Here is a 12,958-nt window from a genome sequence, read left to right as displayed (position 1 = left end):
CCGCCGGCCCGGTCCGGCGACGGGACCGCGGGGTCGTAGGAGGGGGGCGGCGGCACGGCGGCACGGCCGGTGCTGCGCGGGCCGGGGGCGGTCGGGGCCGGCTTGGCGGCGGGGCGGCCGCCGCGGCGGGTCTCGATGAGACCGACCGCCTTCTCGGGCAGCCAGGCGGAGGCGGTGCCGCTGTCGTCGGAGCCGGAGCCGAAGAGGTGGGGGGCGAGCTGGGCCTGGAGGTCGGCCGGGGAGGGGCGGCCGGACGCCTCCATCTGCATGCAGACCTCGATGAGCGGGCGCAGCTCGTCGGGCAGACCGGTCAGGTCCGGGCCCTCGCGCAGCAGCATGAAGACCGTCTCGACCGGGTTGGCGCCGTGGAAGGGCGGGTGGCCGGTGGCCGCGAAGACCAGCATGGAGCCGAGCGAGAAGACGTCGCTGGCGCCGGTGACGCTGCGGGAGTCCTTGGCCTGCTCGGGGGACATGTAGGCGGGGGTGCCGACCGCGACGTTCGTCATCGTCAAACGGGTGTTCGAGACGCCGGAGGCGATACCGAAGTCGATCACCCGGGGGCCGTCCTCGACGACCAGGACGTTGGAGGGCTTCAGGTCGCGGTGGACCAGGCCCGCGCCGTGGATGGACTGCAGCGCCTCCGCCACACCCGCCGCGAGCCAGCGCACGGCCTGGGCCGGGAGCGGCCCGCACTCGTTCACTATCTCCTCGAGGGAGGGCGCGGGGACGTAGGCGGTGGCCAGCCAGGGCACGGCGGCCCGCGGGTCGGCGTCGACCACGGCGGCCGTGTAGAAGCCGGAGACCGCTCGGGCCGCCTCCACCTCGCGGGTGAAGCGGACCCGGAAGAGCTGGTCCTCGGCCAGCTCGGTGCGGACCGTCTTGATCGCCACGCGCCGGCCGGACGCCGAGCGTGCCAGATAGACCAGCCCCATGCCGCCGGCACCCAGCCGGCCCAGCACCTCGAACGGCCCGATCCGCCGCGGATCGTGCTGCGTCAGCTGATCCACCACTTGCCTGCCACCTCCCCGTACGAGCCGCGCCACCCACGTATGTACGCGACCGAAGTGCAGCGTCTCACCACCGCACCGCAATGGCGGCACGCACCCCGATTCTTCCTGGCCGGGCCGCTGGTTGCGAACCCGGTGACGAATCGGGGTGTCCCGTGCCGAATACGGTCATTTCATCGCAGTGGTGCCGGACCGCGACCGCCTCACCGCCGCAGCACCGCGAACGACGCCCCCTGATTGTCGGTGACGACGGCCACGCGTCCGTACGACGTCTCGAAGGGCGGGACCTGGACCCTGCCGCCGAGCCGCTGCACGGCCCCGACGGTGTCGTCCAGGTCCGTGACCCGGAAGTGGGTGAGGAAGTGCGGGGGCATCTCGGCCGGGAACACCTCGGAGACGTCGGCGCGGCCGAAGTCGGGTTCGGCGGCGGAGCCGAACAGGGCCTCGTGGAAGAGCTCGCCGTAGAAGGTGTTCGCGGCGGCGGTGTCCCGGGTGTACAGCTCGGCCCAGACGAAGGTGCCCGGCTCGTACCGCCGCTCGAAGCCCGGGTGGGTGCCGGCCTGCCACAGGCCGAAGACCGCCCCGTCGGGGTCGGCGGCCAGGGCGGCGACCCCGAGGTCGGCCACCGGGAACGGGGCCATCACCACCTGGCCGCCGGCCGCGGTGATCCGCCGGCCGAGCGCGGCGGCGTCCGGGGTGGCGAAGGAGACCGTCCAGACGGTGGGCATGCGGCCGTCCGTCTTGGGGGCCAGCGAGGCGACCAGGTCGCCGTCCAGCCGGGCCCACACCGAGGAGCCGAACGCCTCCTCGAAGGTCCACCCGAAGAGCTCACCGTAGAACCTCTTGCCCGCCTCGACGTCGGGAAGCTCGGCGTCCACCCAGCAGGGAGCGCCCTCCGCGTACACCGATGCCCTGTTTTCGGCCATGGGGTCAAAGTAACCGCGTCGCGCGCACCCCGCAGACCAGCCACACCACCCCGAACACCCCCGTGCACCCCATTTGCAGTCGGCCGAATCGCGCTCTCATCCCCCCTCGGTAAGCTGACGACATGACAGGACAAGTGCGTACCGTCGACGGCCGCGTGGCCGGCCGGCGTGGGCAGGCGACCCGGCAGAAGCTGCTCGACTGCCTCAGCGAGATGCTCAGCTCCTCCCCCTACCGGGACGTCAAGGTCATCGATGTCGCCCGGAAGGCGGGCACTTCGCCCGCGACCTTCTACCAGTACTTCCCGGACGTCGAGGGAGCCGTCCTGGAGATCGCCGAGCAAATGGCCGCCGAAGGCGCCGGGTTGACCGAGCTGCTGGAGGGGCGCACCTGGGCGGGCAAGGCGGGGTGGCAGACCGCGCAGGAACTGGTCGACGGATTCCTGGAGTTCTGGCGGAAGAACGACGCGATCCTGCGCGTGGTGGACCTCGGGGCGGCCGAGGGGGACAAACGGTTCTACAAGATCCGCATGAAGATCCTGAACTCGGTGAACAACTCCCTCGCGCAGTCCATCACCGAGCTGCAGGCGAAGGGCCGGATCGACAAGGACGTGAACCCGGCGGCCATCGCGGGCTCGCTGGTCGCGATGCTCGCGGCGGTGGCCTCGCACCAGAAGGGCTTCTCCTCCTGGGGCGTCAAGCAGGCCGAGCTCAAGCCCAACCTGGCGCTGCTGGTCCACCTCGGCGTGACGGGCAAGAAGCCGACGAAGTAGCGGACGACCCTTTTCCAGGTCCCAAGTCCTGTCTGGCAGGCGGTGGCTCACCCGTGGTGAGCCACCGCCTGCTTCACTGTGCGGGCAGCGCCCGGTCCCGCACCACGTGCTTCATCACCAGCGTCGAGGTCAGCCGCTGCACGCCCGGCAGGGTGGCGAGCCGCTCGTCGTACAGCCGCTGGAAGGCGGCGAGGTCGGCGGTGGCCACCCGCAGCAGGTAGTCCGGCTCGCCGAACAGCCGCTGGGCGTCCAGAACGTGGTCCAGCTCGCTGACCGCCCGCTCGAACTCCGCGACCGTGTCCCGGTCCTCCTGCCGCATGGAGACGAAGACCAGCGCCTCGAAGTTCAGGCCGAGCGCGGCCGCGTCCACCACCGCCCGGTAGCCCTGGATGGCGCCGGACCGCTCCAGCTCACGAAGCCGCCGGTGGCAGGGCGAGACGCTCAGCCGCACCCGGGCGGCCAGCTCGGTCACGGTCAGCCGCCCGTCCTGCTGGAGCTCGGCAAGGATTTTCCGGTCCACGTCGTCCATGAGGAGGATTCTCCCTCACATCCCGTGATCACGAGCAAACTTCGGGAACACTTTCGGGCCATTCACGCCTAATGTCGCCGGTATGAACTCCGGACTGCTCCTCTCCTTCCTCGCCGTGGACCTGCTGCTGGTGTGCGTGCCGGGCGCGGACTGGGCGTACGTCATCGCGGCCGCCCTGCGCGGCCGCCCGGTGCCGCGCGCGGTGGCGGGCCTGGTCTGCGGGTACGCCCTGCACACGGTGCTGGCGACGGCGGGCCTCGCGGTCCTGGTGGCGGGCTCGCCCCGGCTGATGACGGTGCTGACGGTGGCGGGCGCCGGGTATCTGCTGTGGCTCGGCTGGGGGGTGCTGCGCCGCCCCGCCGTCCCGGGGGCGGCCCGGGAGGCGGCGGACGACGGCGACGGCCGCCTCTTCCTGCGGGGTGCCACCATCAGCGGACTGAACCCGAAGGGGCTGCTGCTCTACCTCTCGGTGCTGCCGCAGTTCCTCACCCTGCGCGGCGGCCACCTTCCGGTGCCCGTGCAGACGGCCGCCCTCGGCCTGCTCCACATGGCGTGCTGCGCGGCCGTCTACCTCACCGTGGGCCTGCTCGCCCGGGTCCTGCTGGCGGCCCGCCCGGCCGCGGCCCGCGCGGTCACCCGCACCTCGGGCGCCGCGATGCTCGGCATCGGCGCGTTTCTGCTGGTGGAGCGGCTGGCGACGCTGTGACGCTCACCTGGGTTCGAGCCGGAACAGCCTGATCTCACGCTCCACCCGCGCCTGGTAGGCGGCGTACGGCGGCCAGAACACCAGGAGTTCGCGCCAGACGGCGGCCCGTTCCGCGCCCGTGAGCAGCCGGGCCGTGACGGGGACGTCCCGCCCCTTCCAGCTGACGGAGGCGTCCGGGTGGGCGAGCAGGTTGTGGGTCCAGGCGGGGTGCCCGGTCCGCCCGAAGTTGGAGCCGACCAGGATCCAGCCGCGGCCGTCCGCCGCGGGCATGCAGGCGAGCGGGGTCCTGCGGGGCAGTCCGCTGCGGGCGCCGGTGGAGGTGAGGATCACCCCGGGCAGCATCAGGGCGCTGAGCAGCACCCGGCCCCGGGTGAGCCGGTGGACGGCCCGGTCGAGCGCCGGCACCACATGGGGGGCGGCCTTCGCGAAGGCCCGGGTGGCGGACACCCGCTGCACGCACCGCACCGCGAAGCCGGGCATCACACCGCCACCTCGCCACGGCCGAACAGCCCGGCCTCCTCGGCGGCCCGGTCCCGCAGCCGGTGCGCGGGCCCGAACAGCAGCTCGTCCCCGGCCGCCCGCTTGAAGTACAGATGGGCCTCGTGCTCCCAGGTGAACCCGATCCCGCCGTGCAGCTGGATCGCCTCCCCGGCCGCGGAGCGCGCCGCCTCCAGCGCCTGCGCGAGCGCGAGCCGGCCCACGCGCCGGCCGTGGGCGGCGGCCCAGGCCGCGTAGCAGGCGGCCGAGCGCGCGGCCTGCACCCGTACGTAGACGTCCGCGAGCCGGTGCTTGACCGCCTGGAAGGAGCCGACCGGCCGCCCGAACTGCTCGCGCTGCCCGACGTACTCGACGGTCCGCTCCAGCGCCCGCCCCGCGGTGCCCGCCGCCTCGGCGGCGAGCACGGTGGCGACGGTGTCGCCGAGATCCGCGAGGGCCGTGAGCACGTCCGCGTCGGCGGTTCCCAGCAACCGGGCCGGCGCGTCGCGCAGTTGGACACGGCCCTGGGGCCGGGTGACGTCGAGCGCGGTCTGCCGGGCCCGCACCAGCCCCTCGGCGTCCCCGTCGACCAGGAACAGCAGGGTCCGGGACCGCGTGAACCCCCCGGTGTGCGCGGGGACGAGGAGCAGCCGCGCGCTGTGCCCGTCCAGCACCTGGTCGGCCTGGCCGTACAGCCGCCAGCCGTCCCCGCCGCGCCGGGCCTGCACCCCGCCGGCCCGTCCTCCGCCGGCCCAGGGGCCGTCGTTGCCGCCGGTCAGGGCGAGGGCGGTGGCGAGGGCGGGGCCGGGGACGGCGAGGGTCGCGGTGCGGGCACCGGCGGCGAGCGGGGGCAGCAGGTCGGCGCACTGCGCCTCGGTGCCGAGGGCGAGGATCAGCGGAACCGTGAGGACCGAGGTGGCCAGCAGCGGGGAGGGGGCCAGCGCGCGTCCGGTCTCCTCGCAGGCGAGGGCGAGTTCGGTGACCGAGCAGCCGACACCGCCGTGGCTCTCCGGGACGGCGAGCCCGGGCAGGCCGAGCCGGCCGGCGAGGGCGGACCACAGGGCGGGGTCGTACCCGGCCGGGCTGTCGGCGGCGGCCCGCAGTTCCGCGCCGCCACAGCGCTTGTCCAGCAGCTCGCGCAGGGTGCGGCGGATCTCGTCCTGCTCGGCGGTGAGGCGGGTGTCCATGGCTGATCCGATCCCTCCGGCCCGATACCACCCTGATCTGACGGTGCGTCATATTAGGACCGGCGGGCAGGGAATCCCAGAGGCGCGACACCTGCCGCGCCCCGACCCATCTGATGTACCGTCAGATTCATGAAGCCCGGGAACCGGAAGGTCGCCGTGGCGGGGGTGGCCCTCTCCGACTGCGGCCGCGTGGACGACGCGACCCCGTACGCCCTGCACGCCCAGGCGGCCCGCCGCGCCCTGGCCGACGCGGGCCTGGACCGCGCCCTGGTGGACGGCTTCGCCTCGGCCGGCCTCGGCACGCTGGCACCGGTGGAGGTGGCCGAGTACCTGGGGCTGCGCCCCACCTGGGTGGACTCCACCTCGGTCGGGGGCTCGACCTGGGAGGTCATGGCGGCGCACGCGGCGGACGCGATAGCGGCCGGCCACGCCGAGGCCGTCCTGCTGGTCTACGGCTCGACGGCGCGCGCGGACATCAGGGCGGGCCGCAGGACGGGCGAGCTGTCCTTCGGCGCGCGCGGCCCGCTCCAGTTCGAGGTCCCGTACGGCCACACGCTGATCGCCAAGTACGCGATGGCGGCCCGCCGGCACATGATCGAGCACGGCACCACGATCGAGCAGCTCGCGCAGGTGGCCGTCCAGGCCCGGGCCAACGCCGCCCTCAACCCGGAGGCGATGTACCGCGACCCCATCACCGTGGACGACGTGCTGAACGGCCCGCTGATCGCCGACCCGTTCACCAAGCTGCACTGCTGCCTCCGCTCGGACGGCGGCGCGGCCGTCCTGCTGGTGGCCGAGGAGTACGCACGGGACTGCCGCACGCGGCCGGTGTGGATCCTCGGCACCGGGGAGCACGTCTCCCACGCCGCCATGTCCGAGTGGCCGGACTTCACGGTCTCCCCGGCGGCCGTCAGCGGCAGACTGGCCTTCGGGCGGGCCGGGGTGCGCCCCGCCGACATGGACTTCGCCGAGATCTACGACGCCTTCACCTACATGACCCTGGTGACCCTGGAGGACCTTGGCTTCTGCGCCAAGGGCGAGGGCGGGGCGTTCGTGGAGAAGGGGCGGCTGCTGGTGCGCGGCGGGGAGCTGCCGGTGAACACGGACGGCGGTGGCCTGTCCGCCCAGCACCCGGGCATGCGCGGCCTCTTCCTGCTGGTGGAGGCGGTACGGCAACTGCGGGGCGAGGCCGGCGAGCGCCAGGTGCGCGCCCGGGACGGCGGGCCGCCGCGCCTCGGCGTGGCCTCGGGGACGGGCGGCTGGTTCTGCTCCTCGGCGACGGTGGTGCTGGGCCGGGACCGATGACGCCCGGGGCGATACTCGCCCCATGGCACACAAGGATCTCCACGACATGCTGCGGTCCCTGCGGGTGTGGGCGCCCGGGGTGACGGACCTGCGGCCCTTCGACCCGGACAAGGCCCCGCCGACCCCGCTGCACCTGTTCACCACCTGGTTCGCCGAGGCGGTCGAGGCGGGCCAGCCGGAACCGCACACCATGTCGCTGGCCACGGCGGACGAGGACGGCCGGCCGGACGCCCGGATCGTGATGCTGCACGGCGCCGACGCGGACGGCTGGTCCTTCGCGAGCCACGCCACGAGCCGCAAGGGCCGGGACCTGACCGCCCGCCCGTACGCCGCCCTGGTCTTCTACTGGCCGGTGCTGGGCCGCCAGGTGCGGGTGCGGGGCACGGTGGCGGCGGCACCATCCCCGGAGAGCCAGGCGGACCTGCACGCGCGCTCGACGGGGGCGCTGGCGGCCGCGCTCACGGGACGGCAGAGCGAGGAGCTGGCCTCGCTGGAGGAGCTGCGCGAGGTGTCGCTGGCCGCCTGGGAGCGGGCCCGGGACAACCCGGCGGAGCCCTCCCCCACCTGGACCCTGTACCGGCTGCGCCCCGAGGCGGTGGAGTTCTTCCAGGGCGACCCGGAGCGCCGGCACGTCCGGCTGGAGTACCGGCGCACCGAGTTCGGCTGGAGCAGGCGGCTGCTGTGGCCGTGACGCGCGGGGCTCAGCCGCCCGGCGCGAACACCGGCACGCCGTCCCGGAAGGCGACCCGCAGGGCCATGCCGGCCACCGCGTCCTCCCCCGCACACCCCACCAGCTCGGTCATCATCCGCGGCCCCTCGGCGAGATCCACCACCGCGGCCACGTAGGGGGTGCGGCCGCCGAAGGGCGGGAGGTCGTTGCGGTGGACGGTGGACCAGGTGTAGAGGGCCGCCCGGCCGCTCGCCTCCTCCCAGGCCACCTCCGCGCTCCAGCAGCGCGGGCAGAACTCGCGGGGGTAGTGGTGGGCCCGGCCGCAGTCCCGGCAGCGGCGGATCAGCAGGCGGCCGGCGGCGGCCGCCTCCCAGTAGGGGCGGGTGAAGGCGTCGGCCCCGGGGACGCCGGAACCGTCCGCGCTCATCCGAACCACCCCAGGACCGCGTCGAGCGACCAGGTCTGCCACGCCATGGCGAAGAACCCGACCAGCGAGATCAGCGCCATCATGGAGTTCTGGCCCTGCTCCGCCCAGTCGTGGATCATCAGCACGAAGTAGAGGACGTTCAGGACCAGGCCGCTCAGCAGGGCCACCGGGGTCAGGAAACCGAGGACCAGGCCGAGGCCGAGGGCGAGTTCGGCGTAGGCCACGACGTACGCCATCAGCCTGGGCCGCGGTTTCACCACCCGCTCGAAGCCGGTCCGCACCGGGGCCCAGCGGTGCTCCGCGGCCACGTCCGCCGCCCAGGCGATGCCCGTCCCGCGCTCGAACCAGGCCTTCTTGTCCTTGTGCCGCCAGCTCTCCAGCCACCACAGGCCGAGCCCCATCCGCAGCACCGCGAGCCACTCCGCGCCGTCGAGCCAGATCGCGTCCATGACATCTGACGGTACGTCAGATCCTGGGGATTGCCGAGGGGTCGCGGCGCCGTTCTTCACCGGGCGCGCGCCGTTCCCGTACACCCGTGATCAATCCGCAACCAATTCCGGTCTTGACCGAGACCCATCAACGAAGTGCGTGATTACGCTCGCGCTCATGGCCGACTCCCGTCCCTCCCCCGTGCACCTCTCCCCGACCCCCGCCGACCGCCCCGTCTACGTCATCGGCGCGGGCCCCGGCGGGCTGGCGGCCGCCCACGCGCTGCGGTCCCGGGGCATACGGGCGGTGGTCCTGGAGAAGTCCGACCAGGTGGGTTCCTCCTGGCGGCGGCACTACGACCGGCTGCACCTGCACACCACCCGCCGGCTGTCCGCCCTGCCGGGTCTCGCCATGCCCCGCAGGTTCGGGCGCTGGGTGTCCCGGGACGACGTGGTGCGGTACCTGGAGAAGTATGCCGAGCACCACGAGCTGGAGATCGTCACCGGGGTGGAGGTGTTCCGGATCGAGCGGTCGCCGGACGGCACGGGCTGGCTGCTGCACGCCTCCGGTGGGCGGGAGCTGACCGGCAGCGCGGTGGTGGTCGCCACCGGCTACAACCACACCCCGCGGGTGCCCGACTGGCCGGGCCTCGACGGCTTCGGCGGGGAGTTCACCCACGCCGGCCACTACCGCAACGCCGAGCCCTACGCGGGCCGGGACGTGCTCGTCGTCGGCGTCGGCAACACCGGCGCCGAGATAGCCGTGGACCTGGTGGAGGGCGGGGCCGCCCGGGTGCGGCTCGCGGTGCGCACCGCCCCGCACATCGTGCGCCGCTCGACCGCCGGCTGGGCCGCCCAGTACACGGGCGTGCTGGTACGGCGGCTGCCGGTGCGGCTCGTCGACCGGCTCGCCCGGCCGCTCGCCCGGATCAGCACCCCGGACCTGTCCGCGCACGGGCTGGCGCGCCCGGACACCGGGCTGTACAGCAGGGTGCGGGAGGGCGCCATCCCGGTCCAGGACGTCGGCCTCATCGACGCCGTCCGCACCGGGAAGGTGGAGGTCGTGGCCGCCGTCGAGGGGTTCGAGGACGGCAAGGCCGTCCTCGCCGACGGGAGCCGGATCTCGCCGGACGCGGTCATCGCGGCCACCGGGTACGTCCGGGCGCTGGAAGGGCTGGTCGGGCACCTGGAGGTACTGGACGGCCGCGGGAAGCCCGTGGTGCACGGGCCACGCACCCCGGCGAACGCGCCCGGCCTGTACTTCACGGGGTTCACCAACCCGATCAGCGGCATGTTCCGCGAGCTGGCGATCGACGCGGAACGGATCGCCAGAGCGGTGGCCCGCGCACTGGCCTAGGTCCTGTCGCAGGGCCCGGCCTCCACAATTTCCCCGCTACCGACCCATTCCTGACGCTCTGTCAGTTCAGTAATCTGACAGAGCGTCAGTTATGGGCGCCTGTCATGGCTGTCACACAGGAGCGGGCGGACCGATGCTTGGATCAACCCACGGCACCCTCACCACCGACTCCCGCAGGGCCCGGGTCATCGCCTGCGGCGAGCAGCGGCCCGGACCCGCCGTCCACGGCCGGGCGGATTCCCTGGACGGCGCGGCGGGCGGGGCCGGCGTCGACGTCAGCGGGCGGCCGCTGTCCGCCGCCGTACCGGACCTGGCCCGGTTCTTCCGGCCCGAGTCGGTCGCGGTGATCGGCGCCTCGGACACCGAGGGCCGGCCGAACACCGGGATCACCCGGCAACTGCTGGACTGGGCCGGGCGGGTCGGGGCCCGGGTGCACCCGGTGCACCCCACGCGGCCGTCCGTGTTCGGCGTCCCCTGCCACGCCTCCGTCACCGACCTGCCCGAACAGGTCGACCTGGCCGTCCTGCTGGTAGCCGACCCGCTGCCGCTCATCGAGGACCTCGCCGAGGCCAAGGTCAGGTTCGCCGTCGCCTTCGCCTCCGGGTTCGCCGAGACCGGCGCCGCGGGGGCCGAGGCACAGGAACGGCTCGCGGAGGCGGTACGGCGCTCGGGGCTGCGGCTGCTCGGGCCGAACACCAACCTGAACGCCTTCGAGCGGTTCCGGGAGGACCTCGACGGACCCGCGATCGCGCTCATCACCCAGTCGGGGCACCAGGGCAGGCCCGTCTTCGCCCTGCAGGAGCTGGGCATCCGGCTCTCCCACTGGGCGCCGACCGGCAACGAGGCCGACCTGGAGACCGCCGACTTCGTCTCCTGGTTCGCCGAGCAGCCCGAGGTCGGCGCCATCGCCTGCTACGTGGAGGGCCTGAAGGACGGCCGGGCCTTCCTGCTGGCCGCCGACCGCGCCGCCCGCCGCGGGGTGCCGGTGGTGGCGGTGAAGGTGGGCCGCACGGAGGCCGGGGCCCGCGGTGCCGCCTCCCACACGGGCAAGCTCACCGGCGCCGACGAGGTGGTGGACGCGGCCATGCGGCAGTACGGCGTGATCCGCGTGGACGGGCTCGACGAACTCCAGGACACCGCGGCCCTGCTGGCCCGGGCCCGGGCGCCGCTGGCCGACGGCGTCGCCGTCTGCTCCATCTCCGGCGGCACCGGCGCGCACGTCGCCGACCTGGCCGCCGGGCACGGACTGCGACTGCCGCGGCTGACGGCCGAGAAGCAGGCCGAGCTGCACCAGTGGATACCCGGGTACCTGGACGTGGCCAACCCGGTGGACACCGGCGGGCACCCGGTCGGTGACGCGCGCGGCCGCAGGATCATCGACGCGATCCTCGCCGACCCGCAGGTGGGCGTGCTGATCTGCCCGGTGACCGGGCCCTTCCCGCCGCTCAGCGACCGGCTGGTGCGCGACCTGGTCGAGGCCGCCGAGGAGACGGACAAGCTGGTCTGCGTGGTGTGGGGGTCGCCGGTCGGCACCGAGCCGGCGTACCGGGAGGTGCTGCTCGGCTCCTCCCGGGTGGCCACCTTCCGGACCGTGGGCAACTGTCTGAGCGCCGTGCGGGCGTGGCTCGACCACCACCGCTTCGCCGACGGCTACCGCTCCCCCTTCGACGAGGCCCCGCGCACCCCCTCCCCCTCCTTCCGCAAGGCCGAGGCCCTGATGCGGCCCGGGCAGCAGCTCAGCGAGCACGGCGCCAAGCAACTGCTGCGCGCCTACGGCATCCGGGTGCCGCGCGAACAGCTCGTGACCAGCGCGGCCGCGGCCGTGCGGGCGGCCGGGCAGGTCGGCTACCCGGTGGTGATGAAGGCGTCCGGCGCCCGGATCGCCCACAAGACCGAACTGGGCCTGGTGAAGATCGGCCTGACCTCGGCCAGCCAGGTCCGGGACGCCTACCGCGAGCTGACCGACATCGCCCGCTACGAGGGCGTCCCGCTGGACGGCGTCCTGGTGTGCCAGATGGTCGAGCAGGGCGTGGAGATGGTCGTCGGGGTGACGCACGACGAGCTGTTCGGGCCGACCGTCACGGTGGGGCTCGGCGGGGTGCTGGTGGAGGTGCTGCGCGACGCGGCCGTGCGGGTGCCGCCGTTCGGCGAGGAGCAGGCCCGGGACATGCTCGCCGAACTGCGCGGCCGGGCCCTGCTCGACGGGGTGCGGGGGCGGCCGCCCGCCGACCTCGACGCCCTCGTGGAGGTCGTCCTGCGGGTCCAGCGCATGGCGCTCGAACTGGGCGGGCAGATCGCCGAGCTGGACGTCAACCCGCTGCTGGTGCTGCCCCGCGGGCAGGGCGCGGTGGCGCTGGACGCACTGGTGGTGTGCCGGTGAGCGCGCCGGTGCGGCACGAGGTCCGCGACGGGGTCTCGTACGTCACCCTGGACCGGCCCGAGGCCCTCAACGCCCTCACGCCCGCGCTGCGGGACCGGCTGATCGAGCTGCTGGCGCAGGCCTCGGCCGATCCGGACGTCCGGGCCGTCGTCCTGACCGGCACCGGGCGCGGCTTCTGCGCGGGCGCGGACCTCAGCGGTGGCGCGGGCGGCGGGGAACGCGTGCCGGGGGACGTGGCCCGCACCCTGCGGCTCGGCGCCCAGCGGCTGGTCGCCGCCGTGCTGGACTGCGAGAAGCCGGTGATCGCGGCCGTGAACGGCACGGCGGCCGGGCTCGGCGCCCACCTGGCGTTCGCCTGCGACCTGGTGCTGGCCGCCGAGTCGGCGCGGTTCGTCGAGGTGTTCGTCCGGCGCGGGCTCGTCCCGGACGGCGGCGGCGCCTATCTCCTGCCCCGGCTGATCGGCCCGCAGCGTGCCAAGGAGCTGATGTTCTTCGGCGACGCGGTCCCGGCGGCGGACGCGCAGCGCCTCGGGCTGGTCAACCGGGTGGTGCCGGACGGCGAGCTGGAGAAGACCGCCCGGGAGTGGGCGGCCCGGCTGGCCACCGGGCCGACCCGGGCGCTGGCGATGGCCAAGCAGCTGGTGAACGCCTCCCTGGACGGCGACCGCGCCGGCGCCTTCGCGGCGGAGGCGGCCGCCCAGGAGATCAACCTGACGACCCGGGACGCGCAGGAGGGCCTGCGGGCGTTCACGGAGCGGCGGGAGGCCGGCTTCCGGGGCCGCTGAGCCC

14 protein-coding genes are annotated in these 12,958 nt (G+C 74.2%); 7 read left to right on the top strand and 7 right to left on the bottom strand.

The window, feature by feature from the left end:
• Window positions 1-1,010: serine/threonine-protein kinase (locus PV343_RS32375; protein WP_319150606.1), on the bottom strand; the 1,010-nt coding region annotated here is incomplete at its 3' end.
• Window positions 1,011-1,210: 200 nt separating this feature from the next.
• On the bottom strand, window positions 1,211-1,933 hold the full coding sequence (locus tag PV343_RS32370; RefSeq protein WP_319150605.1) for a VOC family protein: 723 nt from the start codon (window positions 1,931-1,933) through the stop codon (window positions 1,211-1,213).
• A 134-nt stretch (window positions 1,934-2,067) separates the two neighbouring features.
• On the opposite strand from PV343_RS32370, the gene PV343_RS32365 reads away from it, so the two are divergent.
• Entirely contained in the window at window positions 2,068-2,703 is a 636-nt protein-coding gene (locus PV343_RS32365) for a TetR family transcriptional regulator (protein ID WP_319150609.1), read from the top strand.
• A 73-nt stretch (window positions 2,704-2,776) separates the two neighbouring features.
• Here PV343_RS32365 and PV343_RS32360 read toward each other — a convergent pair whose 3' ends face one another.
• Complete coding sequence (locus tag PV343_RS32360; protein WP_319150604.1) at window positions 2,777-3,232, bottom strand: Lrp/AsnC family transcriptional regulator; 456 nt, start codon at window positions 3,230-3,232, stop codon at window positions 2,777-2,779.
• 82 nt (window positions 3,233-3,314) lie between these two features.
• Between PV343_RS32360 and PV343_RS32355 the strand changes: the two genes are divergently transcribed.
• Window positions 3,315-3,938 carry a LysE family translocator gene (locus PV343_RS32355; RefSeq protein WP_319150603.1) on the top strand — a complete coding sequence of 208 codons (624 nt, stop codon included), beginning with the start codon at window positions 3,315-3,317 and terminating at the stop codon, window positions 3,936-3,938.
• A 3-nt stretch (window positions 3,939-3,941) separates the two neighbouring features.
• Here the strand turns inward: PV343_RS32355 and PV343_RS32350 are convergent, their stop codons facing one another.
• Together PV343_RS32350 and PV343_RS32345 are read right to left on the bottom strand one after the other, a co-directional pair.
• Window positions 3,942-4,418, bottom strand: coding sequence for a nitroreductase family deazaflavin-dependent oxidoreductase (locus tag PV343_RS32350; protein ID WP_319150602.1), 477 nt, complete (start codon window positions 4,416-4,418; stop codon window positions 3,942-3,944).
• Window positions 4,418-5,602 carry an acyl-CoA dehydrogenase family protein gene (locus PV343_RS32345; protein WP_319150601.1) on the bottom strand — a complete coding sequence of 395 codons (1,185 nt, stop codon included), beginning with the start codon at window positions 5,600-5,602 and terminating at the stop codon, window positions 4,418-4,420. The genes PV343_RS32350 and PV343_RS32345 overlap by 1 nt, the downstream gene beginning before the upstream one ends.
• Window positions 5,603-5,731: 129 nt before the next feature.
• On the opposite strand from PV343_RS32345, the gene PV343_RS32340 reads away from it, so the two are divergent.
• Window positions 5,732-6,907, top strand: a complete 1,176-nt coding sequence (locus tag PV343_RS32340) for a thiolase C-terminal domain-containing protein (RefSeq protein WP_319150600.1) — start codon at window positions 5,732-5,734, stop codon at window positions 6,905-6,907.
• Between the two features lie 22 nt (window positions 6,908-6,929).
• Window positions 6,930-7,598: a pyridoxal 5'-phosphate synthase gene (locus PV343_RS32335; protein WP_319150599.1), complete on the top strand. Its 669-nt coding sequence runs from the start codon at window positions 6,930-6,932 to the stop codon at window positions 7,596-7,598.
• 10 nt (window positions 7,599-7,608) lie between these two features.
• Here PV343_RS32335 and PV343_RS32330 read toward each other — a convergent pair whose 3' ends face one another.
• Window positions 7,609-8,004 carry a Zn-ribbon domain-containing OB-fold protein gene (locus PV343_RS32330; protein WP_319150598.1) on the bottom strand — a complete coding sequence of 132 codons (396 nt, stop codon included), beginning with the start codon at window positions 8,002-8,004 and terminating at the stop codon, window positions 7,609-7,611.
• Window positions 8,001-8,453 carry a DoxX family membrane protein gene (locus PV343_RS32325; RefSeq protein ID WP_319150597.1) on the bottom strand — a complete coding sequence of 151 codons (453 nt, stop codon included), beginning with the start codon at window positions 8,451-8,453 and terminating at the stop codon, window positions 8,001-8,003. The genes PV343_RS32330 and PV343_RS32325 overlap by 4 nt, the downstream gene beginning before the upstream one ends.
• Before the next feature lie 157 nt (window positions 8,454-8,610).
• Between PV343_RS32325 and PV343_RS32320 the strand changes: the two genes are divergently transcribed.
• The 3 genes from PV343_RS32320 to PV343_RS32310 all read left to right on the top strand — a co-directional run bounded on the left by PV343_RS32320 (window position 8,611) and on the right by PV343_RS32310 (window position 12,954).
• Entirely contained in the window at window positions 8,611-9,789 is a 1,179-nt protein-coding gene (locus PV343_RS32320; RefSeq protein ID WP_319150596.1) for a flavin-containing monooxygenase, read from the top strand.
• Between the two features lie 133 nt (window positions 9,790-9,922).
• Window positions 9,923-12,169 (top strand): acetate--CoA ligase family protein, encoded by a 2,247-nt coding sequence (locus tag PV343_RS32315; protein ID WP_319150595.1) that lies wholly within the window; start codon window positions 9,923-9,925, stop codon window positions 12,167-12,169.
• The gene (locus PV343_RS32310) at window positions 12,160-12,954 is read left to right on the top strand and encodes an enoyl-CoA hydratase/isomerase family protein (protein WP_319150594.1); all 795 of its coding nucleotides are present in this window, start codon (window positions 12,160-12,162) and stop codon (window positions 12,952-12,954) included. The genes PV343_RS32315 and PV343_RS32310 overlap by 10 nt, the downstream gene beginning before the upstream one ends.
• Window positions 12,955-12,958: the final 4 nt, after the last annotated feature.

The organism is Streptomyces sp. WI03-4A (genome assembly GCF_033792105.1).
Classification (GTDB): Bacteria; Actinomycetota; Actinomycetes; order Streptomycetales; family Streptomycetaceae; genus Streptomyces; species Streptomyces collinus_A.
The sequence above is the reverse complement of the archived record's forward strand: the minus strand, read 5'-3'. Positions and strand labels throughout refer to the sequence as shown.

Coding starts and splice junctions, on each gene's coding strand:
- PV343_RS32315 (WP_319150595.1), top strand. CDS start 9,923: ATGCTTGGATCAACCCACGGCACCCTCACCACCGACTCCCGCAGGGCC.
- PV343_RS32340 (WP_319150600.1), top strand. CDS start 5,732: ATGAAGCCCGGGAACCGGAAGGTCGCCGTGGCGGGGGTGGCCCTCTCC.
- PV343_RS32325 (WP_319150597.1), bottom strand. CDS start 8,453: ATGGACGCGATCTGGCTCGACGGCGCGGAGTGGCTCGCGGTGCTGCGG.
- PV343_RS32345 (WP_319150601.1), bottom strand. CDS start 5,602: ATGGACACCCGCCTCACCGCCGAGCAGGACGAGATCCGCCGCACCCTG.
- PV343_RS32330 (WP_319150598.1), bottom strand. CDS start 8,004: ATGAGCGCGGACGGTTCCGGCGTCCCCGGGGCCGACGCCTTCACCCGC.
- PV343_RS32320 (WP_319150596.1), top strand. CDS start 8,611: ATGGCCGACTCCCGTCCCTCCCCCGTGCACCTCTCCCCGACCCCCGCC.
- PV343_RS32360 (WP_319150604.1), bottom strand. CDS start 3,232: ATGGACGACGTGGACCGGAAAATCCTTGCCGAGCTCCAGCAGGACGGG.
- PV343_RS32355 (WP_319150603.1), top strand. CDS start 3,315: ATGAACTCCGGACTGCTCCTCTCCTTCCTCGCCGTGGACCTGCTGCTG.
- PV343_RS32350 (WP_319150602.1), bottom strand. CDS start 4,418: ATGCCCGGCTTCGCGGTGCGGTGCGTGCAGCGGGTGTCCGCCACCCGG.
- PV343_RS32370 (WP_319150605.1), bottom strand. CDS start 1,933: ATGGCCGAAAACAGGGCATCGGTGTACGCGGAGGGCGCTCCCTGCTGG.
- PV343_RS32335 (WP_319150599.1), top strand. CDS start 6,930: ATGGCACACAAGGATCTCCACGACATGCTGCGGTCCCTGCGGGTGTGG.